General features: G+C 73.0%; 19 protein-coding genes and 1 pseudogene. 10 read left to right on the forward strand and 10 right to left on the reverse strand.

Annotated elements, in window-relative coordinates; genetic code table 11:
• Positions 1–17: 17 nt before the first annotated feature.
• Positions 18–1,085 (reverse strand): ATP-dependent DNA ligase, encoded by a 1,068-nt coding sequence (locus IG88_RS0133850; protein ID WP_031049548.1) that lies wholly within the window; start codon positions 1,083–1,085, stop codon positions 18–20.
• Positions 1,086–1,159: 74 nt separating this feature from the next.
• Here IG88_RS0133850 and ligD point away from each other — a divergent pair, with 74 nt between their 5' ends.
• A complete protein-coding gene (ligD, locus tag IG88_RS0133855; RefSeq protein ID WP_031049550.1) occupies positions 1,160–2,185 on the forward strand; it encodes a non-homologous end-joining DNA ligase in 1,026 nt (341 codons plus the stop codon).
• A gap of 18 nt (positions 2,186–2,203) precedes the next feature.
• On the opposite strand, the gene IG88_RS0133860 is transcribed toward ligD, so the two are convergent.
• Positions 2,204–4,393, reverse strand: a complete 2,190-nt coding sequence (locus IG88_RS0133860) for an OmpL47-type beta-barrel domain-containing protein (RefSeq protein WP_031049552.1) — start codon at positions 4,391–4,393, stop codon at positions 2,204–2,206.
• A 14-nt stretch (positions 4,394–4,407) separates the two neighbouring features.
• A complete protein-coding gene (locus IG88_RS0133865; protein WP_199807530.1) occupies positions 4,408–6,885 on the reverse strand; it encodes a ThuA domain-containing protein in 2,478 nt (825 codons plus the stop codon).
• A gap of 217 nt (positions 6,886–7,102) precedes the next feature.
• On the opposite strand from IG88_RS0133865, the gene IG88_RS0133870 reads away from it, so the two are divergent.
• Positions 7,103–8,140, forward strand: a complete 1,038-nt coding sequence (locus IG88_RS0133870; RefSeq protein ID WP_031049556.1) for a multicopper oxidase domain-containing protein — start codon at positions 7,103–7,105, stop codon at positions 8,138–8,140.
• A gap of 121 nt (positions 8,141–8,261) precedes the next feature.
• A complete protein-coding gene (locus tag IG88_RS0133875) occupies positions 8,262–9,308 on the forward strand; it encodes a LacI family DNA-binding transcriptional regulator (protein ID WP_031049559.1) in 1,047 nt (348 codons plus the stop codon).
• 53 nt (positions 9,309–9,361) lie between these two features.
• Here IG88_RS0133875 and IG88_RS0133880 read toward each other — a convergent pair whose 3' ends face one another.
• Positions 9,362–10,147: a VOC family protein gene (locus tag IG88_RS0133880; protein WP_031049563.1), complete on the reverse strand. Its 786-nt coding sequence runs from the start codon at positions 10,145–10,147 to the stop codon at positions 9,362–9,364.
• A gap of 191 nt (positions 10,148–10,338) precedes the next feature.
• Here IG88_RS0133880 and IG88_RS0133885 point away from each other — a divergent pair, with 191 nt between their 5' ends.
• Positions 10,339–10,584, forward strand: a complete 246-nt coding sequence (locus IG88_RS0133885) for a WhiB family transcriptional regulator (protein ID WP_031049566.1) — start codon at positions 10,339–10,341, stop codon at positions 10,582–10,584.
• Positions 10,585–10,603: 19 nt separating this feature from the next.
• Here IG88_RS0133885 and IG88_RS0133890 read toward each other — a convergent pair whose 3' ends face one another.
• The 3 genes from IG88_RS0133890 to IG88_RS0133900 form a co-directional block, all read right to left on the reverse strand.
• Positions 10,604–11,578 carry an acyl-ACP desaturase gene (locus IG88_RS0133890; RefSeq protein WP_031049567.1) on the reverse strand — a complete coding sequence of 325 codons (975 nt, stop codon included), beginning with the start codon at positions 11,576–11,578 and terminating at the stop codon, positions 10,604–10,606.
• Positions 11,579–11,980: 402 nt separating this feature from the next.
• On the reverse strand, positions 11,981–14,239 hold the full coding sequence (locus IG88_RS0133895; protein ID WP_031049570.1) for an ATP-binding cassette domain-containing protein: 2,259 nt from the start codon (positions 14,237–14,239) through the stop codon (positions 11,981–11,983).
• Between the two features lie 10 nt (positions 14,240–14,249).
• Positions 14,250–15,884 (reverse strand): ABC-F family ATP-binding cassette domain-containing protein, encoded by a 1,635-nt coding sequence (locus IG88_RS0133900; protein ID WP_031049573.1) that lies wholly within the window; start codon positions 15,882–15,884, stop codon positions 14,250–14,252.
• 304 nt (positions 15,885–16,188) lie between these two features.
• On the opposite strand from IG88_RS0133900, the gene IG88_RS0133905 reads away from it, so the two are divergent.
• Positions 16,189–16,860 carry a GOLPH3/VPS74 family protein gene (locus tag IG88_RS0133905; protein WP_037837288.1) on the forward strand — a complete coding sequence of 224 codons (672 nt, stop codon included), beginning with the start codon at positions 16,189–16,191 and terminating at the stop codon, positions 16,858–16,860.
• A 76-nt stretch (positions 16,861–16,936) separates the two neighbouring features.
• Here IG88_RS0133905 and IG88_RS0133910 read toward each other — a convergent pair whose 3' ends face one another.
• A complete protein-coding gene (locus IG88_RS0133910) occupies positions 16,937–17,353 on the reverse strand; it encodes an SsgA family sporulation/cell division regulator (protein ID WP_031049579.1) in 417 nt (138 codons plus the stop codon).
• 369 nt (positions 17,354–17,722) lie between these two features.
• Here IG88_RS0133910 and IG88_RS39430 point away from each other — a divergent pair.
• From IG88_RS39430 to IG88_RS0133925, 3 genes and pseudogenes are all read left to right on the forward strand, one after another.
• Positions 17,723–18,302 (forward strand): annotated as a pseudogene (locus IG88_RS39430) (oxidoreductase); the annotation flags it as partial.
• Positions 18,303–18,374: 72 nt separating this feature from the next.
• Positions 18,375–18,704 carry a hypothetical protein gene (locus IG88_RS0133920; protein WP_031049582.1) on the forward strand — a complete coding sequence of 110 codons (330 nt, stop codon included), beginning with the start codon at positions 18,375–18,377 and terminating at the stop codon, positions 18,702–18,704.
• A 68-nt stretch (positions 18,705–18,772) separates the two neighbouring features.
• Positions 18,773–19,477, forward strand: a complete 705-nt coding sequence (locus IG88_RS0133925; RefSeq protein WP_031049583.1) for an endonuclease V — start codon at positions 18,773–18,775, stop codon at positions 19,475–19,477.
• On the opposite strand, the gene IG88_RS0133930 is transcribed toward IG88_RS0133925, so the two are convergent.
• Positions 19,465–19,659 carry a hypothetical protein gene (locus IG88_RS0133930; RefSeq protein WP_031049585.1) on the reverse strand — a complete coding sequence of 65 codons (195 nt, stop codon included), beginning with the start codon at positions 19,657–19,659 and terminating at the stop codon, positions 19,465–19,467. The two genes, IG88_RS0133925 and IG88_RS0133930, sit on opposite strands and share 13 nt — an antisense overlap.
• 177 nt (positions 19,660–19,836) lie before the next feature.
• On the opposite strand from IG88_RS0133930, the gene mmpA reads away from it, so the two are divergent.
• Positions 19,837–19,983 carry a morphogenic membrane protein MmpA gene (gene mmpA, locus IG88_RS43015; protein WP_037837291.1) on the forward strand — a complete coding sequence of 49 codons (147 nt, stop codon included), beginning with the start codon at positions 19,837–19,839 and terminating at the stop codon, positions 19,981–19,983.
• A gap of 37 nt (positions 19,984–20,020) precedes the next feature.
• Here mmpA and IG88_RS0133940 read toward each other — a convergent pair whose 3' ends face one another.
• The gene (locus tag IG88_RS0133940) at positions 20,021–21,196 is read right to left on the reverse strand and encodes a saccharopine dehydrogenase family protein (protein ID WP_031049588.1); all 1,176 of its coding nucleotides are present in this window, start codon (positions 21,194–21,196) and stop codon (positions 20,021–20,023) included.
• 206 nt (positions 21,197–21,402) lie between these two features.
• On the opposite strand from IG88_RS0133940, the gene IG88_RS0133945 reads away from it, so the two are divergent.
• On the forward strand, positions 21,403–22,617 hold a 1,215-nt coding region (locus IG88_RS0133945; RefSeq protein ID WP_051852176.1), incomplete at its 3' end, for a CaiB/BaiF CoA transferase family protein.

Here is a 22,617-nt window from a genome sequence, read left to right on the forward strand (position 1 = left end):
ACGCGGCCCGGCGGGCGTCAGGGCCCGCCCAGGATCTCCGTCAGGTCGTAGCGGACCGGCTCCTCCAGTTGCGCGTAGGTGCAGCTCTCGGGGGTACGGTCCGGGCGCCAGCGGCGGAAGCGGGCCGTGTGCCGGAAGCGCGCCCCGTTCTCCATGTGGTCGTACGCGACCTCGACGACCCGCTCGGGGCGCAGCGGCACCCAGGACAGGTCCTTCTTGCCGGACCAGCGGCTGGGGGCGCCCGGCAGCCGCGCCGACTCGTGGGCGGCCTCCTCGGCCCACCTGGCCCACGGATGGCCGCTCGCGTCCTCCATGCGCAGCGGCTCCAGCTCCTCCACCAGCTCGGCCCGGCGCTTCATGGTGAAGGCCGCGCACACCCCCACGTGCTGGAGCACACCCCGGTCGTCGTACAGCCCGAGCAGCAGCGAGCCGACCACGGGCCCGCTCTTGTGCAAGCGGTACCCGGCGACGACCGCGTCCGCCGTACGTTCGTGCTTGATCTTGAACATGGCCCGCTCGTCCTGCCGGTAGCGCAGGTCCAGCGGCTTGGCGACCACGCCGTCGAGCCCCGCCCCCTCGTACTGCTCGAACCACCGCCGGGCCACCTCGATGTCGTGCGTCGCCGGCGCCACGTGCACCGGCGGCGCGCCCCCGGACAGCGCCCGCTCCAGCAGCGCCCGCCGGTCGGCCAGCCCCACGTCGAGCAGGGACGCGTCGTCCAGCGCCAGCAGGTCGAAGGCGACCAGCGAGGCCGGGGTGCGCTCCGCCAGCGTGCGCACCCGGGAGTCGGCCGGGTGGATCCGCTCGGTCAGCGCGTCGAAGTCCAGGTGCCCGTCCCGCGCGATCACGATCTCCCCGTCCACCACGCACCGCCCGGGCAACCGCTCCCGCACCGCCGCCACCAGCTCCGGGAAGTACCTGGTCAGCGGCTTGCCCGTCCGGCTTCCCAGCTCCACCTCGGCCCCGTCCCGGAACACGATCGCACGGAAGCCGTCCCACTTCGCCTCGTAGTGCATCCCCGGCGGGATCCTCGCCACGGACTTGGCGAGCATCGGCTTCACGGGCGGCATGACGGGGAGGTCCATGGTCCGATTCTGTACGCCCTTGACCCCGTACGCCTGATATGCGAAGCCGTCGCGCTGCGCCTACCGTGGCTCGCATGGCGGAAGCGGTGGAACTGGAGGCGGGCGGGCGGGCCGTGCGGCTGTCCAGCCCGGGGAAGGTGTTCTTCCCGGAGGACGGCTACACCAAGCTCGACGTGGCGCGGTACTACCAGGCCGTCGCCCCCGGCATCCTGCGCGCCCTGCGCGATCGGCCCACCACGCTCCAGCGCTACCCCGACGGCATCACCGGCGAGTGGTTCTACCAGAAGCGCGCCCCCAAGGGCATGCCCGACTGGATCCCCACCGCGCACATCACCTTCCCCAGCGGACGCAGCGCCGACGAGATGTGCCCCACCGAGGAGGCGGCTGTGCTGTGGGCCGCCCAGTACGGCACCCTCACCTTCCACCCCTGGCCGGTGCGCCGCGACGACGTCGACCACCCCGACGAGCTGCGCATCGACCTCGACCCGCAGCCCGGCACCGACTACGACGACGCGGCCCGCGCCGCCCACGAACTGCGCGCGGTTCTGGAGGAGTTCGGCGGCCTGCGGGGCTGGCCCAAGACCTCCGGCGGGCGCGGCATCCACGTCTTCGTGCCGATCGAGCCGCGCTGGACCTTCACCCAGGTGCGGCGCGCCGCCATCGCCGTCGGCCGGGAGATGGAACGGCGGATGCCCGAGCGGGTCACCATCAAGTGGTGGAAGGAGGAGCGCGGCGAGCGCATCTTCATCGACTACAACCAGACCGCCCGCGACCGCACCATCGCCTCCGCCTACTCCGTGCGCCCCCGCCCGGGCGCGCCCGTCTCCGCACCGCTGACCTGGGACGAGGTGGGCGTGGCGCACCCGCGGGACTTCGACATCACGACCATGCCCGCGCGCTTCGCCGAACTCGGCGACGTGCACGCGGGCATGGACGGGACGAGGCACTCCCTCGACGCGCTGCTGGAGCTCGCGACGAAGGACGAGCACGACCACGGGCTCGGTGATCTGCCGTACCCGCCCGAGTATCCGAAGATGCCGGGCGAGCCGAGCCGGGTCCAGCCCAGCCGGGCCAGGAAGAAGGCTCCCGGCCCGGACTGAGCCCCAACGGTCGGGGACCTACAGGTCCTTGATCCGGACGTCGCGGTACGAGACCACGTCCGACGTGCTGTGCACCTGCAGTCCGACGTAGCCGGAGGCGAACCGCCGCCCGTCCGTGCCCGGGTCGTCCGAGCGCTCGGGGTAGAAGGTCTGGCCGCCGAAGTTGTCGAACTCGTTGATCAGCACACCGTTGCGGTAGATCGAGTAGTGCTGGTCCACCACCCGGATCTCGTAGTCGTTCCAGGTGCCCTTCTCCGTCACGCCCGCGCCGGCCAGGCCGACCCGGTCGAAGCCGTAGAGGGAACCCGTCTTGTACATGTCGCCGGTCGGGCTGTCGAACACCTGCACCTCGTGCCCGTACTTGATGGCGACCCACTCCGGCCGCGACTCCTCCGGGTGGTCGTGCACCTGCGGGAAGCGCACGAAGACGCCGCCGTTGGTGTTGGCCGTGCCCGGCGCGTCGTCGCGCCACTGGAGCTTGAGCGAGAAGTCGCCGTACTTGCGCTCGGGGAACCACAGCATGCCCATGCCGGGCGTGCTGGTGCTGGAGGTGATCGACCCGTCCGCGTTCAGCGCGAACGAACCGCCGCCCACCTGCTCCCACTTGGCGAAGGACGCCTGACTGCCGTCCATGATCGTGCGGTAGCCCTCGGTCTGGCCGGGCAGCCCGATCTTCGACTGCTTGGCGGCCGTGTTGATCGCCTTGACCTCACGCCGGTCGACGACCCCCTCGGCCCGCAGCGCGTCCAGGACGTTCCCGACGTGCTTGAGGAACAGCGCCTGGGACGTCCACTCCTTCTCGTCCTCGATCAGCTCGTTGATCCGGCACCGGTTGTTGGTGACCCGGTTCGGCACCCCCGAGTCGACCGTGCCGACGATCACCGTGAGGCGTTCGTCGTACTCCGGACAGGGCGGCGCCGGCACCCCGCCGGCCACCACCGTGAAGCTCACGGTCAGCGGCTCGGAGGTGTTGCCCGCCTTGTCGCTCGCCCGGTAGGCCACGGTGTGCCGGCCCACCCGGTCCACGATCACCGGGCCGGTGTACGCCAGGTAGGGTCCGGCGTCCAGCGAGTACTCCACGCCGGCGACGCCGGAACCGCCCTCGTCCGTGGCGTTCACGGTCACCTTCGCGCTGCCGACGTAGGCGCCGTCGGAGTTCCTGGAGCCGTCCACGGTCGCGCCGGTCACCGGCGGGGTGGTGTCCTGCGGGGGAGCGGCGACCACGGTGAAGGCGACGCTCTTCTCCGCCGCGACGTTGCCCGCCTTGTCGGTGGCCCGGTACCGCACGGTGTGCTCGCCGACCTCGTGCACCATGACCGGCGCCGTGTACGCCGTCCAGGCACCGTCGCCCACCGCGTACTCGATGGTGTTGACGCCGGACCCGGTGTCGGAGGCGGTGACGGTCACCGTCGCCATGTCGATGTAGGCGCCGTCCGCGTTCTTCTCGCCGCTGACCGTCGCCGAGGTCTCCGGCGCGGTCGTGTCGTCGGTGTCCGGCGCGGCCACGGCGAACGTCACGCTCTTCTCCTCGGCGGCGTTGCCCGCCTTGTCGAACGCCCGGTAGCGCACCGTGTGTTCGCCGACCTGGTCGACGACGATGGGCGTGGTGTACGGCTGCCAGGCGCCGTCGGCCCCGATCGCGTACTCGATCCGCTCGACGCCGGAGCCGCCCGCGTCGGTGGCGGCGAGCGTCACGGTCGCGCTGCCGACGTAGGCGCCGTCGGCGTTCTGCGTGCCGCCCACCTCGGCCGAGGTCTCCGGCGCCGTGGTGTCCTCGCCGCCGCCGCCCTCGGTGACCACGAGCACGCCCGTCATCTGGCCGTGGCCCGGGATCGTGCAGTGGTACATGTACTTGCCGGGGCTGAGCGTGACCTCGGCGGTGTGCTTGCCGCCCTGGTCGTCGAAGGGATTGGCCAGGATGTTGAGCTGCACGTCCTGGTTGTACTCGGGATCGCCGGTCATGAACGTCAGCGTGTGCGGCATGCCCGTGGTGTTGCCGGTGGCCTCACTGTTCTCGAAGACGATCGTGGCCGGTCCGGCCACGGCCGTCTCGGGCGCCGACGTGTACTTGGTGATGTCGTCGCCCGCCGTCCAGGTCAGCACCTGGTCGGCCGCCGCCGCGGCGGGTGCCGCCGCCGGCTGCCCGGAGGCGGACGTCGCCTGCAGCCCGAGCACCATCAGCAGGCCGGCCAGCAGCGCGGCCCACATTCTTCGTTGGCGTATCACTCGGTCCCCCTCGCCAGCTCTCCGGCGGCCGGCGTCGGGCCGCCGCCCTCGTAGGTGACCCTCCACAGTGCCGACTTGGAGTCCGAGGTGAAGAAGCCGCGCCCGTAGTCCAGGACGTACAGCGCGCCGTCCGGGCCGAACTTCCAGCCCATCAGGTTCTTGATGCCGTCGTTGCCGACCGGCACGATCTTCTTCAGGGACTCCGAGTGCACCGGCAGACCGCCGTCGCCCTGTGTCTTCGGGTCCATCAGCACCGCGTTGCGCGGCTGGTCGGCATCGTAGAAGTCGCCGACGAACCACTTGCCGTCCCAGTACTCCGGCCACTTGGTGGCGCTGGGGCTGTCGGCGTCGTAGCGGTAGAGCGGGCCGTTCATCGCGGCCTGGCCGCCGCCCTTGAGCCAGGGCAGCCGGTAGACGGCCTCGTCCTGCTCGTACGACGGGACGCCGTTCTCGTCGCGCGGGAAGTCCGGGCCGCCGCCCTGCGGCGAGTACCAGATGTTGTTGCCGGTCACCGGCGGCAGGTTGACCAGGCCGTCGTTGTTCGGCGACTCGTTCTTCGGGTGGTCGCAGTCGTACCAGCCCAGCGGCTTCGACGGGTCCGGCAGGTTCCGGTCCCGGTAGGGCTGCTTGTTGCCCATGCAGTACGGCCAGCCGCGGTTGCTCGCCTTGGTGATGGTGGCGAACGTGTCGTACTTGGCCGGACCCCACGTCGTCGACGGGGCGCCGGCGTCCGGGCCGACCCAGCCCGCGTACAGGGTGTCGGTCTTCTTGTCGACCGAGATGCGCGCCGGGTTGCGCACGCCCATCACGTAGATCTCGCCGCGCGTCTTGCCGCCGCCCTCGGCGGTCTCCTTGCCGGTGAAGAGGTTGCCCTCCGGGAGCGTGTACGTCCCGTCCGGCTCCGGGTGGATGCGCAGGATCTTGCCGTTGAGGTTGTTGGTGTTGCCGGCGGTGCGGCGCGCGTCCGCGAAGGACACGCCCTTGAAGTTGGGCTCAGGGTTGTTTCCGGAGTAACCGTCGCTGAAACCACTGGAGTTGTTGTCACCGGTGGCGATGTACAGGTTGCCCTTGGAGTCCCAGGCCATCCCGCCGCCCGCGTGGCAGCAGCTGTGGATCTGCACCGGCCACTTCAGCAGCACCTTCTCGCTGCCCAGGTCCAGCTTGTTCGTGGCCCGGTCGAGCGTGAAGCGGGAGACCCGCCGCTCGGCCATGTGCGTGTCCCGGTTGATCTGCGAGTGCGGCGTGTAGTGCAGGTACACCCACCCGTTCTCCTCGAACCGCGGGTCCAGCTCGATGCCGAGCAGGCCCTCCTCGACCTTGACCAGTTCGTCGCCGCCGCCCTTGTTGCCGAAGACGGTCAGCTCACCGGCGAGGGTGACCTTGTCGGTCTTCGGGTCCCAGACGTGGACCTGGCCCTTGCCCTTGCCGACGTCCGGGTCGTTCCAGTCGGTCACGACGGGCTGGGAGGAGTCCGCGCCGCCGCGGCCGATGTAGAAGACGCGGCCGTCGGGGGCGGTGACCAGGCCGTGCGGTTCGCCGATCTGGTCGTTCTGGCCGGGCTGGTTGGGGTCCGTGAGCCGCTCGGCCTTGTAGTTGGCGGTGATGGTCGCCTTGCAGTCGGCCTGCGAGAGCCGCGTCGTCCACATCAGGGCGCCGCGCAGGTGGGTGCGGAAGTCGGCCTCGTCGTAGGACGACACCGTGCCGCCCATGCCGGTGTAGAAGGACCGGCCGCCGTCGTAGTCGCGGCACCAACTGATCGGGTGGTCCGCCCCGTTGGCGCTCGTGCCCGGATCGTAGGTCGACTCGCGCACCCGGGCCACGGTATGGACGTCGCCGGACGGGTTCTCCTTCCAGTTCAGCCACTGGTCGGGGCGCTTCCACTCCAGCGGCAGGTCCTTGGTGGCCGGATGCCGCCGGTCGCCGACCTCGACCGTGGCCCGCTGGACCTGCGTGGGACCGCCGGCGGCCGGACGGGCACCGACCAGACCGGTGAACCAGTCCGAGTACGGTTCCGCGCGGGCCGCGTCGTGGATGCCGAGGAACCCGCCCCCGGCCTCCATGTACGCCTCCAGGCCCGCCTCCTGGGCGGGCGTCAGCACGTCGCCGCCGCCGGTCAGGAACACGACCGCATTGAACCGGCCGAGCTTCGTCTCGTTGGTGAAGACGTTGGCGTTGTCCGTGGCCTCGACCGCGAACCGCTCCCCGGCCGGACCGGAGAGCCCGATCCGCTCGATGGCGGCGATACCGGCGTTGACGACCGGCGACTCCTCACCGGCCGCGGCGGACCCGTAGAAGATCAGCACTCTTACGTTCGCGCCGCCCGGGGGCGACTTGATCGACATCGTTGTCAGGGACGGGTCCGGCGCCGGACGTGCGCTGGCGGCAGGGCCGGCCAGCAGTCCCGCGGCGACGAAAGCGGCGGTGGCGCACGCCGCCCAGCCTCTTCTTCTCGCGCTCAACCCTCTTAAGGGCATGGGCACCTCCTCGGTCACGGCAGCAGCGCCATGGAAGCTAGACCTCTTTGCGCGGTACGCCAATAGGTATGACCGGGATCGGACGAACTTTGTCCTGAGTGTGGATAAACGCGGCGGCAACCGGTACGGTCCCACAGGTTCGTCACAGCCCATCAGTTCCGGGGGCTGCTCAGTTCCCGGGTCTGCGCACCTTCCGTCACGGCGTGGGGAGTTCGGCATGGACAGGCGAGGCTTCAACCGACGCGTACTGCTGGGCGGCGCGGTCGCCGCGACATCGTTGTCCATCGCACCGGAGGCCGTGGGCGCGCCGCCCGCGGCCGAGGCGGCGACCACCGCCGGGACGGCGCCGGCCGGTGGCGAGGTGAGACACATCAAGATGTACGCCGAGAAGCTGCCCGACGGGCAGATGGGCTACGGCCTCGAGAAGGGCAAGGCGTCGGTCCCCGGCCCGCTGATCGAGCTGAACGAGGGCGACACGCTGCACATCGAGTTCACCAACACGATGGACGTGCGGGCCAGTCTGCACGTCCACGGCCTGGACTACGAGATCTCCAGCGACGGAACCGCGATGAACAAGAGCGACGTCGAACCGGGCGGCACCCGCACCTACACCTGGCGCACCCACAAGCCCGGGCGCCGCAGCGACGGCACCTGGCGGCCGGGCAGCGCCGGCTACTGGCACTACCACGACCACGTGGTCGGCACCGAACACGGCACCGGCGGCATCCGCAAGGGGCTCTACGGGCCGGTGATCGTGCGCCGCAAGGGCGACCTGCTGCCGGACGCCACGCACACGATCGTCTTCAACGACATGACCATCAACAACCGCGCCCCCCACACCGGTCCCGACTTCGAGGCCACCGTGGGCGACCGCGTCGAGATCGTCATGATCACCCACGGCGAGTACTACCACACCTTCCACATGCACGGTCACCGCTGGGCGGACAACCGCACGGGCATCCTCACCGGCCCCGACGACCCCTCCCGGGTCATCGACAACAAGATCACCGGCCCCGCGGACTCCTTCGGCTTCCAGATCATCGCGGGGGAGGGGGTCGGCGCCGGCGCGTGGATGTACCACTGCCACGTGCAGAGCCACTCCGACATGGGAATGGTGGGCCTGTTCCTGGTGAAGAAGCCGGACGGCACCATCCCGGGCTACGACCCGCACGCCCACGGCGGCACGGCCGCCAAGAGCGCGGCGCCGTCCGGCGAGGCACCGGCGCAGGAACACGAGCACGGGCACGACCACTGAGCCGGGGCCGGGCCCACGGCCGACCCGGCCCCGCACCAGCGCCTTCCCCGCCCCGGGCGCGCCCCCCTTCCCCCGACGGCCTGCCGCTATCCTGAGCCGCAGCCGCCGAGGAGGAGTGCCCGTGACCCAGACCGCGCCGCGCCCCACGCTGGAGGCCGTGGCCGAGCGCGCCGGGGTCTCGCGGGCCACTGTGTCCCGCGTGGTCAACGGCGCCCACGGGGTGCGGGAGGCGCTGGCCGAGCGGGTCCGGCGCGCGGTGGAGGAACTGGGGTACGTGCCCAACCAGGCCGCCCGCTCCCTGGTGACCCGGCGGCACCAGGCCGTCGCCGTCGTCGCCGCCGAACCGGAGACCCGGGTCTTCGCCGACCCCTACTTCGCCCAGCAACTGCGCGGCATCAGCAAGGAACTGACCGCCCACGACAACCAGCTCGTGCTGCTGCTCACCGAGGGCCGCGAGGACCACGCCCGGGTCGGCCGCTACCTGGCCGGCGGGCACGTCGACGGCGCGCTCGTCTTCTCGCTGCACCTGGACGACCCGCTGCCCGCCCTGGTCCGCGGCGCCGGCCTGCCCACCGTCTTCGGCGGACGCCCGGGCTGGGACGACGGGCGGGACGACGTGGTCTACGTGGACAGCGACAACCGGGGCGGCGCCCGTGCGGCCGTGCGCCACCTGGCCGGGCTCGGCCGCACCCGCGTCGCCCACATCACCGGCCCGCTCGACCAGACCTCGGCGGCCGACCGGCTGGCGGGCTTCCGCGACGTGCGGCCCGACCCCGACCCCGGGCTGGTCGCGCGGGGCGACTTCACCTCGGGCGGCGGGGAGCGGGCGATGCGGGAACTGCTCGACCGGTGCCCCGGCCTGGACGCCGTGTTCGCGGCCAACGACCTCACGGCGGCTGGCGCCCTGCGGGTGCTGCGCGAACGCGGGCTGCGCGTGCCGGACGACGTGGCCGTCGTGGGTTTCGACGACATGCTGCCCGTCGCCGAGGAGACCGAGCCACCGCTGACCACCGTGCGCCAGGACATCGAGGGCATGGGGCGGCTGATGGCCCGCCTGCTCCTGCGCGGCCTGGACGGCGGAGCCCCCGAAGACACCGACGAGGCCCCCGCCCCCGCCGCGCCCGGCGTGATCCTGCCGACCACCCTGGTGCACCGCGCCACGGCGTGAGCCACCGGCACCCGTCCGGGGGCGGGGTCACCGGCCCGGAGCCGCGTCGCGCCCTACCCCTGGCGCGGGGCGGGCCTCAGTACCGCGAACCGGGCGCCGTACGGGTCGGCGAGCCGTGCCACGCGGCCCACGCCCTCGATGTCCGTCGCCGGCGCCCGCACCGAGCCGCCCAGCTCCGTGGTCCGGGCGACCACCGCGTCCGCGTCGTCGACCGCGAAGTACGGCAGCCACCCGGCGTCCGCGTCCGCCGGGTCCCCGACGAGCGGGACGATGCCGCCGAACATGGCCTCCTCGCCCGCTCCGGCCGGATTGACGCAGGTGTAGGAGCCGCCGGGGAAGGAGACGGCGGAGGTTTCCAGGCCGAGCACCGCACGGTAGTACGCGGCGGCCGCCGCCACGTCCGCCGTGTGCAGCTCGACCCAGCACAGCGCGCCGGTCTCGCCGGCCACGTCCAGGCCGGCGCGGTGCGCCGGCTGCCAGATGCCGAACGGCAGCCCGGCCCGGTCGGCGAGGACCGCCATGGTGCCCTGGTCCATGACGTCCGTCGGCCGCACCAGGACACCGCCGTGCGCCTGTTCCGAGGCCTCGGCGGCGGCCTGGGCGTCCGGGGCCTGGAAGTACACGGTCCACGAGGGCGGACCCTGCTCCTCGGTCGTGCCCATGCCGCCGGCCGCGATCCGGCCGTCCAGTTCGAAGAAGCCGTAACCGCCGGCCTCCGGCCCCGCCGACCGGAACCGCCAGCCGAAGAGGCCGCCGTAGAAGGACACGGCGCCGTCGAGGTCCGGTGTGCCGACGTCGAGCCAGTTCGGAGCGCCGGTGACGAAACGGGTGGTGAGCATGATCGCCCTCCTTGGAAGGGTCCCGTTGCCTGCACTCACGAGTCTTCCACCGACCACTGACAACCGCTTCCGCGCGCCGCCGTGCACCCCCGTGCGCGGCGGAGGACCATCTGATCGGCCGCCGGTGCCGCGGGCGCGGCGTTGATGCCGCGTTGATCGAACGTTTTCCGTCCCCCGGCACGCTGCTTCCCATGCACACCGAGACCATCGCTACGCCCGACCTGAGCTGGCAGGAGCAGGCGTTGTGCGCGCAGACCGGGGGCGACTTCTTCTTCCCCGAGCCCGGCAGTTCCGTACGGGACGCGAAGCGGATCTGCGCCCTGTGCCCGATCCGCTCGACCTGCCTGGAGTTCGCCCTGGCCCACGACGAGCGTTTCGGCGTCTGGGGCGGACTGTCGGAAAAGGAAAGACTGGCCCTGCGGCGCGCCATGTCCTGAGCGCCGCAGAGCCGGGGCGTCAGCCCGCCGCGCGGGCCGCCATCCGGGCCTTGCGCGCCGCCAGCTTCTCGTCGAACTTGGCGGCCTCGGCGTCCAGACCGCCCATGTACAGGCCGAGTTCCTCCTGCGCCTGCCGGCCCTCGGGGCCGAGGCCGTCGATCTCCATGACCCTCAGGAAGCGCAGGACGGGCTGGATCACGTCGTCGTGGTGGATGCGCAGGTTGTAGACCTCGCCGATCGCCATCTGCGCGGCGGCCCGCTCGAAGCCGGGCATGCCGTGTCCCGGCATGCGGAAGTTGACCACCACGTCCCGCACCGCCTGCATCGTCAGGTCGGGCGCCAGGTCGAAGGCCGCCTTGAGCAGGTTCCGGTAGAAGACCATGTGCAGGTTCTCGTCGGTCGCGATGCGGGCCAGCATGCGGTCGCAGACCGGGTCGCCGGACTGGTGGCCCGTGTTGCGGTGCGAGATGCGCGTGGCCAGCTCCTGGAAGGCCACGTAGGCCACCGAGTGCAGCATGGAGTGCCGGTTGTCCGACTCGAAGCCCTCACTCATGTGGGCCATGCGGAACTGCTCCAGCTTGTCCGGGTCGACCGCGCGCGAGGCGAGCAGGTAGTCGCGCATCACGATGCCGTGCCGGCCCTCCTCGGCGGTCCAGCGGTGGACCCAGGTGCCCCAGGCGCCGTCGCGGCCGAAGAGACTGGCGATCTCGTGGTGGTAGCTGGGCAGGTTGTCCTCCGTCAGGAGGTTCACCACCAGGGCGATCCGGCCGATCTCGGTGACCTTGGACTGCTCCTTCTCCCAGGGGTCGCCGTCCTCGAAGATCCCCGGGAAGTTCCGTCCGTCGCTCCACGGCACGTACTCGTGCGGCATCCAGTCCTTGGCGACCTTCAGATGCCGGTTGAGCTCCTTCTCGACCACTTCCTCCAGCGCGTACAGCAGCCGGGCGTCGGTCCAGTCGGCGGAAGTGCCGAGGTGCGGGGAGACGATCGTCACGAAGAACTCCAGGGACGTGTGACAGGCGGAGCAGCCGGCGAGCGGTGCCGGGTAACCTACGGGATCGTAGGCTACGAGACCGTAGGTTACGAGACCGTAGGTTAAACGCACTGTAAAGGTCGCTGATCAGCCGCTGTCCCGCGTGATGCGACAGGGCCCCGAGACCCGCAGGTCCGGGGCCGGTGAGGCGTCCTGCGGGCCGCGCTCGGGCGCCGGGCGCCCGCAGCCGGACCGAGAGGCACGTCACACAGTCTTCCAGGTGCTCGAACGCGCCGGTGCCGACGGACACCGGCGCGTGACCGAGGCCGGTGAGCGGCTCCGCCGTCCTCGGCGCGCTCGCCGCCCGTGCCGCGGTGCCGGTTCGCCGTCGTGCGGCGGGAGCCCGGGGCCGCGGAACCCCCGTCAGCCCTTCGTCGCCCTCCTGAGATGCTCCGCGGTGCTGGAGCCGCGCGCGGCGAGCAGCTCGCGCGGGGTGCCCTCGAAGATCACCCGGCCGCCGTCCCGTCCGCCGTCCGGGCCGAGGTCGATCACCCGGTCGGCGTGCGCCACCACGTCCAGGTTGTGCTCGACCACCACGACGGTGTTGCCGGCGTCCACCAGCCGGTCCAGCAGGCCGAGCAGCCCCTCCACGTCCGACATGTGCAGGCCGGTCGTCGGCTCGTCCAGGACGTAGACGGCACCGGTGCGGTGCAGCCGGGTGGCCAGCTTGATCCGCTGCCGCTCGCCCCCGGAGAGCGTGGACAGCGGCTGCCCGAGGGTGAGGTAGGTCAGGCCGACGTCGCGCAGGGCGCGCAGACGGCGCCGTACGCCCGGGTCTGCGAAGAAGTCCAGTGCCTGGTCGGCCGTCATCGCGAGCACGTCGGCGACCGACCGGCCGTCGACCGTCAGCCGCAGCACCTCCTCCCGGAAGCGCCGTCCCTCACAGTCGTGGCAGGTCGTCGTGACCGGGTCCATGAAGGCGAGGTCGGTGTGGATCACCCCTCGCCCCTCGCACGTGCCGCAGGCCCCGGCCGAGTTGAAGCTGAAGAAGCCCGGCTCCGCACCGGTCGCCCGCGCGAAGATCTTGCGCACCGTGTCCATGATCCCGAGGTAGGTCGCCGGGGTGGAGCGGGCGGAGATCCCGATGGCCGACTGGTCGACGACCACGGCGTCCGGATGGGCGGCGGTCAGTTCCGCGACCAGCGTGCTCTTGCCCGACCCGGCGACCCCGGTGACCGCGGTGAGCACCCCGGTCGCGAACGCCACCGTCACCCCCCGCAGGTTGTGCCGGTCGGCGCCCTTGACCCACAGCTCGCCGGTGGCCGTGCGCACGGTGTCCTTCACCGCCGTACGCCGCCCCAGGCACCGCCCGGTGAGGGTGTCCGACGCGGCCAGTTCGCCCGGCGTTCCCTCGAACACCACCCGGCCCCCCTCGGCCCCTGCTCGCGGGCCCATGTCGACGACGTGGTCGGCCAGCTTGACGACGTCCGGGTCGTGCTCGACCACGAGCACGGTGTTGCCCTTGTCGCGCAACCGCAGCAGCAGGTCGCCCAGGCGCCCGACGTCACGCGGGTGCAGGCCGACGCTGGGCTCGTCGAAGATGTACGTCATCCCGGTCAGGCTGGAGCCGAGGTGCCGCACGGTCTTCAGCCGCTGCCCCTCGCCGCCGGACAGGGTGGCGGTCTCCCGGTCGAGGCTGAGGTAGCCGAGACCGATCGCCTCCACCCGTTCCAGCGCGGCCACCGCGGCGGCGGCGACCGGCAGGGCCACGGGGTCGTCGATCCGCCGCAGCACCGCGATCAGGTCGGTGATCTGCATGCGCGAGCAGTCGGCGATCGAGTGCCCGTCGATCCGGCTGGCGAGCGCCGCCGCGTTCAGCCGGGCCCCGCCGCAGTCGGGGCAGCGGGCCTCGACCAGGAAGCCGCGCACGAGGTCACGGGTCTTCTCGCTCATGCCGGACAGGTCCCGCTTGAGGTACAGCCGCTCGAACCGGTCGGCGAGTCCCTCGTACTCGGTGTGCCACGTCCCGCCCGAGCCGTTGACGGTGACCTTGCTGCCGGGCCGTCCCCGCATCAGGAAGGCGCGCTCGGCCGCGGTGAAGTCGCCGACCGGCTTGCCGGTGTCCAGCTCCTCGGTGTTGGTGTAGGTCTGCCCCTGCCAGGTCCCGGCGGCGAACGGCGGGAAGCGCACCGCCCCGCCGGCCAGCGACCTGGCCGGGTCCAGGATCCGGTCCCAGTCGGGCTGCACCCTGCGGCCCAGGCCGTCGCAGCCGGGGCACATGCCCGACGGGTCGTTGAACGAGTACGCCGTCGCGCCGCCGGCGCCGGGGGTGCCGTGCCGGGAGAACAGCACCCGCAGCACCGAGTGGATGTCGGTCATCGTGCCGACCGTGGAGCGGGAGTGGCCGCCCACCGGCCGCTGGTCGACGACGATCGCGGGGGTCAGGTCCTCCAGGGCGTCCGCGTGCGGCCGCTCGTACTTGGGCAGCCGGTTGCGCACGAACCAGGTGAACGTCTCGTTCAGCTGGCGCTGCGACTCCACCGCGATCGTGTCGAACACGACCGACGACTTCCCCGACCCCGAAACACCGGTGAACACGGTCAGCCGGCCCTTCGGGATGCGCAGCGTGACGTCCTGGAGGTTGTTCTCCCTGGCCCCGGTGATGGTGATGAACTCGCTCATCCAGCGGACGCTAGGCGGAATACCCGACAGTTTCCGGCGTGATTTCCTTCAGTTCTCCCTCCTCCAGCAGCAGCCAGCGCGTGATGCCGAGCGACTCCAGGAACGGCAGGTCGTGACTGGCCACGATCAGCGCTCCCTCGTACGCCTCCAGCGCGCTGGTGAGCTGCCGCACGCTCGCCATGTCCAGGTTGTTGGTCGGCTCGTCCAGCATCAGCAACTGCGGCGCGGGCTCGGCCAGCATCAGCGCCGCCAGCGCCGCCCGGAAGCGTTCGCCGCCGGACAGCGTCGCGGCCCGCTGGTCGGCGCGGGCGCCCCGGAACAGGAAGCGCGCCAGCCGCGCCCGGATCCGGTTGTTGGTGGCACCCGGCGCGAACCGGGCCACGTTCTCGGCGACCGTCAGGTCCTCGTCGAGGACGTCCAGGCGCTGCGGCAGGAACCGCAGCGGCACGTGGGCCGTCGCCTCGCCCGCCACCGGCGTCAGCTCCCCGGCGACGGTGCGCAGCAGCGTGGTCTTGCCCGCGCCGTTGCGCCCGACCAGCGCGATCCGTTCGGGACCGTGCACGTCGAGACCGCCCGCCACACCGGCGCCGTACGCCGGCTCCAGGTCCCGCAGGGTGAGCACGGCCCGCCCCGGCGGCACGGCCGTGTACGGCAGGTCGACGCGGATCTCGTCGTCGTCCCGCACGGCCTCCACCGCGTCGTCGAGCCGCTCCTTGGCCTCGGCGAGCTTCTCCTCGTGCATGACGCGGTACTTCCCGGCGGACTGCTGGGCCGTGCGGGCGCGCAGCTTCATCACGGCCCGGGGCTCGCGCTTGGTGTCGTACATCTTCTGTCCGTAGCGCCTGCGCCGGGCCAGGACGACCTGGGCGTCGGCCAGTTCGCGCTTCTGCCGGCGCAGGTCGGACTCGGCGACCCGGACCATCCGCTCGGCCGCCTCCTGCTCCACGGCGAGCGCCTCCTCGTAGGCCGTGAGGTTGCCGCCGTACCAGGTGACCGAGCCGGAACGCAGGTCGGCGATCTGGTCGACCCGCTCCAGCAGCTCGCGGTCGTGGCTGACCACGACCAGCACACCCGGCCAGGACTCGACGGCCGCGTACAGCCGCCTGCGGGCGTACACGTCGAGGTTGTTGGTCGGCTCGTCCAGGAGCAGCACGTCGGGCCGGTCCAGCAGCAGCGCGGCCAGCCGCAGGAGCACCGACTCGCCGCCCGACAGCTCGCCGACGGTGCGGTCGAGGCCGATGTGGCCCAGGCCCAGTTCGCCCAGCGTGGCCAGGGCGCGTTCCTCGACGTCCCAGTCGTCGCCGACCGTCTCGAAGTGCTCCTCGCTCACGTCGCCCGCCTCGATGGCGTGCAGGGCGGCCCGCCGTCCGTCGACGCCGAGCGCCTCGTCGACCCGCAGCGCGGTGTCGAGCGTGACGTTCTGCGGAAGGAGGCCCACCTCGCCGGTCGCGCGGACGGTGCCTCCGGCCGGGGTGAGCTGCCCGGCGATCAGCTTCAACAGGGTGGATTTGCCCGCTCCGTTGACACCGACGAGGCCGGTGCGGCCGGGGCCGAAGGCGACGTCGAGTCCCTCGAAGACCCGGGTGCCGTCGGGCCAGGCGAAGGACAGGGCCGTGCAGGTGAGAGAAGTGGGGGAAGCAGACATACGGGTCTCCCGCGGTTGCTCGGAGCGGTCAGGGGGCACACGCGTATCGAGACACCGGAAGCGGGCGGCCGTCGTCGCAGGAGGGGAGGGCACGAAAAGAAGGCCCTGTTCCGTCAGGAGGCACGGACGGCTCGAACGCCGAGGTCGCACGCGGCGCACACACGTGGGACACGTGTGACGCGGTGTCTCAGGACCTCAGACGAGCAACGTCCTTCTCCAATCGGCGGCAACAGAAGCGGTACCGAATCTAGGAAAGACCCGGTTGGCCCGTCAACGCATTTACGCGGAACCCGAGGAGGCCCCCGTGCCCGACGGCTCGCTCTCCCTGCCGGCCCGGCTCTGCCTGCTGGCCTGGGACCCCGACCGGTCCTTGGCGGCCGACACCGCCCGGGCCCACCATCTGGTGCGCGCCGGCGCGCTCACCGAACTGGCCCGGCGCGGGCTGCTCACCGACGACGAGGGCATCGCCACCCCCGCCGACCTGGACTCCCGCGCCGGGGACGCCGTCCTGGACGGGCTGCTGGAACTGGTCCGCGAGTCCCTGCCGCACCGGTGGCGCACCTGGGTGCGGCTGCACGCCCGGGTCACCTTCGACGCCGTCCGGGAACAACTGGTGGCCGAGGGTTACCTGCGCGCCGAGAAGAAGCGGGTGCTCGGCGTGTTCCCGTCCGTGGAGTACGTGCTCGCGCGGGCCGCCGCGGCACGGGCGCTGCGGGAGCGGGCGCGGGACCTGCTGGAGGGGCCGCTGCCGGCCGGGGAGGTCTCCGAGCGGGACGCGGTCCTGGCCGTGCTGGCGGCCGCCGCCGGGCTGGGCGGGCCCCCGGGCGCGGCGTCGGGGGCGCGCGGGCGGGACCGGGTCGCGGAGCTGACCGGGCGGTGCGCGGGCGCGGTCCCCGGCCTGCGGCGGATCGTGGACGAGGTGAGGGACGCGGTGCGCGACGAGACCGCCCGCGCACCGGTGTCCGTGCGCGGCTGAGCGCCGTCCGCCGCGGCGACGCCCTCGCAGGGGGCGGCAAGGGAGCCGCAGAAGGGCGGCAAGGGAACCGCGGGAGTCAGCAGCTCCCGCGCATCAGCTCCGCCAGGTCGTGGTCCAGGTCCAGCTGGAGGTGTTCCAGCCCCACCGGCACCAGCTCGCCGGCCGCGTGCAGGAACCGGCGCAGCTCGCCCGAGCGGACGTGGACCACGGCGGTGCCCTCGGGCGCGTGGAACTCCAGCACGGTCCGGTCGTACCCGTACGGGCGGACCCGGACGTCGCCGTGGCCGTTCGGCTCCTGCATCCCGGCGATGAGCAGCTCGCGGGAGAAGATCCAGCAGACCTCCACGCCCTCGAGGGTGGCCGGGGCCGGGAAGGTCATGCGCACGGCGAACGGGTCGGCGCGGTCGTAGTGCAGGGTGGCGGGGATGCTCGGCATACGCGGCGCGGCGGCGACGAGACGCGCCTCGACGGGCTGCTCGATGACGGTGGACAACACCTTGCTCCCTCGTGACGGCTGGACGGGCTTCGGGCTTCGGGACGGTGCGGGGCCGGGCACTGGGAGAGACGCCGGAACCAACCCATCCGTGCACACGACGAGCGAGTGACCTCTGTCACCGCGTTCATGCCCGGGAGCGCTCAGGAGTGACCCGCCTCTCCTCTCGCGCCCCGCGGAGCACTTGCGGCGCGTCCGCACCACGCGTGGGCGCGGTCGTGGCCCTCTGGACGGCGCGCGGGCGGTGGGCCGGCTCCGCCCCGCCATGAGGCGCATGGGGAGCACGCGACGCACGGTACGGGCCGTTCGAGCCGACGGCAGGCGGACGGGGCGTGCGGCGCTCGCGGGAGCGGTCTGCGCCGCGGCGCCGGTCGCTCCTGGAAGGTGCTGCGCGCCGAGGGCGTGCCGCCCGCACAGGACGGCGAGGCCGGGTTCGCGGCCTGTGGCCGGTGCCTGGTCTCCGCCGGGCCCGGGGACGTGTGGCCGGCCACCGGCGGGCCCGCACGCGCGCGTGCCGCACTCCGCCGACCGCGGCCTCCCCCGGACGGCCACCGACGCCCCCCTCCCGGCCGACGACCCGGCCCGCGGCGTCTTCGCCCCCGCCTTCCGCGACCGCGCGCACACGGCCTCGCCGTCGGCGGCGACCACCGCCCCGGAGAGGCATCCCTGCGGGCCGCCGCCCGGACGCCCGGCGCCGGCCGCCCCCGGCGCCCCGGGCACCCGGGCGGGTGCCCTCCGCCGCCGCGGCCTGCCGCTCCGGCGTCGCCCGGCTCCCGCACAGCCGTACGACCGTCCTAGTCGTCGGGCCCACGGGCACCGGCTCATCACGGACGGCGGCCGCACCTGGCGGACCGTCGGCACCGGGTCCCACGGCACCGTGGACTGCGCCCCGGACCCGGGCTGTTGGGCCGCGGGCGGGCAGGGCCGGGTCGCCCGGCCGGAGCGCTGACGCCGGGCGGACGGGGGTGTTTGTCCGTAACGTGGGTAACCGTTCGCTGAACGTGAGAGGAAGTGATCGGTCATGCCGAGCGGTTCGAACTCCAAGCGGGAGCGGCAGTACGAGCACATCAAGAAGAGCGCGAAGGACCGCGGCGAGAGCACCGGCCGCGCCAAGGAGATCGCGGCGCGGACGGTGAACAAGGAACGCGCGCAGTCCGGCGAGTCGAAGACCGCCAGCCGCACCTCGACGCGGGACAAGTCCCCGAGCGAGCGCGGCGGCCGGCGGTCCGGGAACCGGCAGGGGCCCCAGGGCCCCACCTACGACCAGCTCTACCAGGAGGCCAAGCGCCGTGACGTGCACGGCCGTTCGAGCATGAACAAGGGCGAACTGCGCCAGGCACTGGGCAAGTGATCCGGGGCAGTCCCGGTACGAACACGCCCGCGATCCCGCTCGGACCCTCCCGTAGGCTTGCGGCCACCATGACGACGACCGTGACCGCGCAGATCCCCGCCGACTGGCCCGCCACCGAGGAGCGTGCCCGCGCCGTGCAGGACGAACTGCGCGCCCGCGTGGTGCTCGACGAGCCCGGCCCGCCGCCCGGCACCGGCCGGGTGACCGGCGTGGACGTCGCCTACGACGACGAACGCGACGTCGTCGCCGCGGCGGCCGTCGTGCTGGACGCCGCGACCCTCGACGTCGTCGCCGAGACCACGGCCGTCGGGCGGATCTCCTTCCCCTACGTGCCCGGTCTGCTGGCGTTCCGGGAGGTCCCGACCGTGCTGGCCGCCCTGGACGCGCTGCCCTGCGCGCCCGGCCTGGTCGTGTGCGACGGGTACGGCCTGGCCCACCCGCGCCGCTTCGGCCTCGCCAGCCATCTGGGCGTCCTCACCGGACTGCCCACGATCGGCGTGGCCAAGAACCCGTTCACCTTCACGTACGCCGACCCCGACGGGCCGCGCGGGAGCACGTCCCCGCTGCTCGACGGTGCGGAGGAGGTCGGGTGTGCGGTGCGCACACGCGACGGCGTGAAGCCGGTATTCGTCTCCGTCGGGCACCGGATGAGCCTCGCCGGCGCCTGCGCCCACACGCTGGCCCTCGCGCCCGCCTACCGGTTGCCGGAGACCACCCGCAGGGCCGACGCCCTGTGCCGCGCGGCTCTGCGGGACGCCGTCTACCCGGCCTGACCCTCGATGCTCCAGCGGCCCACCTCCCGGTACGCCGAGTCGTGGACGGCCGAGCCGTCGCCGGGCCGCATGCCGTAGTGCTTCAGGTTGCCGCCCCAGTACCGCAGGATCCGCTGCAGCTCGCCCGCGGGGTCCTCGGCGAGCGCGCCCTCGTCCATGGTGACTTCGAGAAGGAACTTCATGCCTTCAAGGGTTTCATTGAAGTCCTTGTGGGGACTTCGGCCGCGCACCGTCCCCGTGCGTGCAGGGCGCGGTAGGCGAAAGTCCCAAATGTGACGGTCCGGGATCCCTGGCGGACTGACGGATCTGAGTACCCGTACGGATGTGCCGCCGTCCGCCGCCCCGGCAGGGTGGACGGCATGACACCACACCGTGCCCCCAAGTACCCGGCCGAGACCGGCCGGCCCGTCGGACGGGCCGTGACCGCGGGACTGGTGCTGGCGGTGGGCGCGGGCCTGGCCTGGATCGGCGGGATGATCTACACCCTCGCCGGGTGGTCCGGGTAGGCGCGGCCCCTGAGCGGCCTGCTCCCGCCGAGACCGTTCAGCGGGTCGCGGCCACCCGGAACCCGATGCCGGCCGCCCGCAGCCGTCCGGTGAGCGCGTCGCCCATCGCCACGGCCGTCGTGACCTGCCCGGCCGTCGGCGGCAGGGCGTCGAGGGCCAGGCACAGCGCCGCCTCGGCGAACATCTTGGCCGTCTCGTCGTACCCCGGATCGCCGCCCGACACCTCGGTGAACACCCTCCGGCCGCCGCCCTCGCCCACGAAACGGACCGAGAACCAGCTCCTCGCCCGCCGCTCGGCGCTCGGACCGTCGCCCGGCACGAGCCGGCCGGACAGCAGGCGCCGCGCGGGCGGCACCTGGGCCGCCGCCACCAGTGCGCCCACGGCCGCCACCCCGCCCACCGCGACGGGCAGGTGCCGTACGGCCGCGTAGTGGCGGTAGCGGAAGTCGGGGCCGTAGCGCTCCAGGGTCCTGGCCGACCGGCGCACGATCTGCGCGTCCACGGTCGGCAGCGGCAGTGCCCACGCCCCCACCTCACCGGCGAACCGCGGCCTGGCCGCCGACGTCACCACCCGGCGGCCCGTCAGCCGGGGCTCGTGCCGCCGGCGTTCCAGCGCGGCGGCCCGCAGCCGGCGCCCGCGTGCGAACTGGCCCAGCGCGGAGGCGAGCGTCCCGCCCGAGAACGCGGCGCCCACCCGTACGAAGCCGTCCACGCTCAGCGGCACCCCCTCCGGCAGGTGCCGCACGGTGAAGTGGACGCCGAGGTCGTGCGGGACGGAGTCGAAGCCGCAGGCGTGCACCAGCCGGGCGCCGGTCTCCCGCGCGCGGGCGTCGTGGCGGACGTACGTCAGGTCCACGAACTCGGGCTCCCCGGTGAGGTCGAGGTAGTCCGTGCCGGCCTCCGCGCAGGCCGCGACCAGCGCGTCGCCGTACCGGACGTACGGGCCGACCGTCGTGGCCAGCACGCGCGCGTGCCGGGCGAGTTCGCGCAGCGTGTCCGGGGCGGACACGTCCGCGCGCAGCACGCCGACGTCCTCGGCGGGCAGCCGGTCGCGCAGGCGGCGCAGCTTCTCGCCGTCGCGCCCGGCGACCGCCCAGCGCAGCCCCTGCGGCGCGTGCGCGGCGAGGTACTCCGCCGTCAGTTCGCCGACGAAGCCCGTCGCCCCGAACAGCACGATGTCGTACGGCCGGTCGGCCGCCTTCAGCCTGCTCATGACATCCCTCCGTCACCCGTCGGCAACCCCTGGGTCCGCAGCACGCGCCGTTGCCGGTGGCTGAGGCTAGCGTGAGGACCGTGCGGCCCGGACAGGAGCCCGCGCACAATTGGCTAAGCGCTTGCTCGTCCAGGTCTTGTGCCCAGTGGAACGGGTTCTTAGCATCACTGGTGTTACATCGGTTGTGTCACAGAGCAGGGGGCCGGATGCCGGAGGCGAGGACGCCGACGCGGAAGCCGGGCGCCGAGGGCCCGCTCACGGGCGTGCGCGTGGTCGAACTGGCCGGCATCGGGCCCGGGCCCTTCGCCGCCATGCTCCTGGCCGACCTGGGCGCCGACGTGGTCCGCGTCGACCGGCCCGGCGGACCGGGCCTCGGGATCGACCCCGCCCGCGACGTCACCAACCGCAACAAGCGCTCCGTGGTCGTCGACCTCAAGGCCCCGGACGGCCCCGCCCGCGTCCTGGACCTCGCCGAACGCGCCGACGTCCTGATCGAGGGCTACCGCCCGGGCGTCGCCGAACGGCTCGGCGTCGGCCCCGGGGACTGCCACGCCCGCAACCCGGCGCTCGTCTACGGCCGCATGACCGGCTGGGGCCAGGACGGCCCGCTCGCCCGGCGCGCCGGGCACGACATCGGGTACATCGCGCTCACCGGCACACTCGGCATGATCGGCGCCCCCGACGAGCCGCCGGCCGTCCCCGCCAACCTCCTCGGCGACTACGCGGGCGGTTCCCTCTACCTGGTCGTCGGCGTGCTCGCCGCCCTGCACCACGCGCGCGCGAGCGGCACCGGGCAGGTCGTGGACGCCGCGATCGTGGACGGCACCGCCCACCTCTCCACGATGATCCACGGCATGCTCGCCGCCGGAAGCTGGCAGGACCGGCGCGGCGCCAACCTCCTCGACGGCGGCTGCCCCTTCTACGGCACCTACGAGACCGCCGACGGCCGGTACATGGCGGTCGGTGCGCTCGAACCGCGGTTCTACGCCGAGTTCCTGCGCCTCCTCGGCGTCCCCGACCCGGCACTGCCGGCCCGCGACGACGTGGCCCGCTGGCCCGAGCTGCGCGCGGCCGTCGCCGCCCGGTTCAAGTCCCGTACCCGCGAGGAGTGGACGGCCGTCTTCGCCGACTCCGACGCCTGCACGGCCCCCGTGCTGTCGCTGCGCGAGGCCCCGCACCACCCGCACCTCGCCGCCCGCTCCACCTTCACCGACCACGACGGCATCACCCAGCCGGCCCCCGCGCCCCGCTTCTCCGCGACCCCCACCGCGGTACGCACGGGGCCCGCCCGGCCCGGCGCCGACGCCGAGTCCGTGGCCCGTGACTGGGACCTGCCCCGCGAGCCGGGCCCGCCCCCGGCGTCCCGCCCCGCCGACCCCGGCCCCGACCCCGACCCCGACCCCGACCCCGCAGTGCACACC

Origin of the sequence: Streptomyces sp. NRRL F-5650 (assembly GCF_000721365.1) — a bacterium.
Classification (GTDB): domain Bacteria; phylum Actinomycetota; class Actinomycetes; order Streptomycetales; family Streptomycetaceae; genus Streptomyces; species Streptomyces ardesiacus.

Coding starts and splice junctions, on each gene's coding strand:
- IG88_RS0133850 (WP_031049548.1), bottom strand. CDS start 1,085: ATGGACCTCCCCGTCATGCCGCCCGTGAAGCCGATGCTCGCCAAGTCC.
- ligD (WP_031049550.1), top strand. CDS start 1,160: ATGGCGGAAGCGGTGGAACTGGAGGCGGGCGGGCGGGCCGTGCGGCTG.
- IG88_RS0133860 (WP_031049552.1), bottom strand. CDS start 4,393: ATGTGGGCCGCGCTGCTGGCCGGCCTGCTGATGGTGCTCGGGCTGCAG.
- IG88_RS0133865 (WP_199807530.1), bottom strand. CDS start 6,885: ATGCCCTTAAGAGGGTTGAGCGCGAGAAGAAGAGGCTGGGCGGCGTGC.
- IG88_RS0133870 (WP_031049556.1), top strand. CDS start 7,103: ATGGACAGGCGAGGCTTCAACCGACGCGTACTGCTGGGCGGCGCGGTC.
- IG88_RS0133880 (WP_031049563.1), bottom strand. CDS start 10,147: ATGCTCACCACCCGTTTCGTCACCGGCGCTCCGAACTGGCTCGACGTC.
- IG88_RS0133885 (WP_031049566.1), top strand. CDS start 10,339: ATGCACACCGAGACCATCGCTACGCCCGACCTGAGCTGGCAGGAGCAG.
- IG88_RS0133895 (WP_031049570.1), bottom strand. CDS start 14,239: ATGAGCGAGTTCATCACCATCACCGGGGCCAGGGAGAACAACCTCCAG.
- IG88_RS0133900 (WP_031049573.1), bottom strand. CDS start 15,884: ATGTCTGCTTCCCCCACTTCTCTCACCTGCACGGCCCTGTCCTTCGCC.
- IG88_RS0133920 (WP_031049582.1), top strand. CDS start 18,375: ATGCCGAGCGGTTCGAACTCCAAGCGGGAGCGGCAGTACGAGCACATC.
- IG88_RS0133925 (WP_031049583.1), top strand. CDS start 18,773: ATGACGACGACCGTGACCGCGCAGATCCCCGCCGACTGGCCCGCCACC.
- IG88_RS0133930 (WP_031049585.1), bottom strand. CDS start 19,659: ATGAAGTTCCTTCTCGAAGTCACCATGGACGAGGGCGCGCTCGCCGAG.
- mmpA (WP_037837291.1), top strand. CDS start 19,837: ATGACACCACACCGTGCCCCCAAGTACCCGGCCGAGACCGGCCGGCCC.
- IG88_RS0133940 (WP_031049588.1), bottom strand. CDS start 21,196: ATGAGCAGGCTGAAGGCGGCCGACCGGCCGTACGACATCGTGCTGTTC.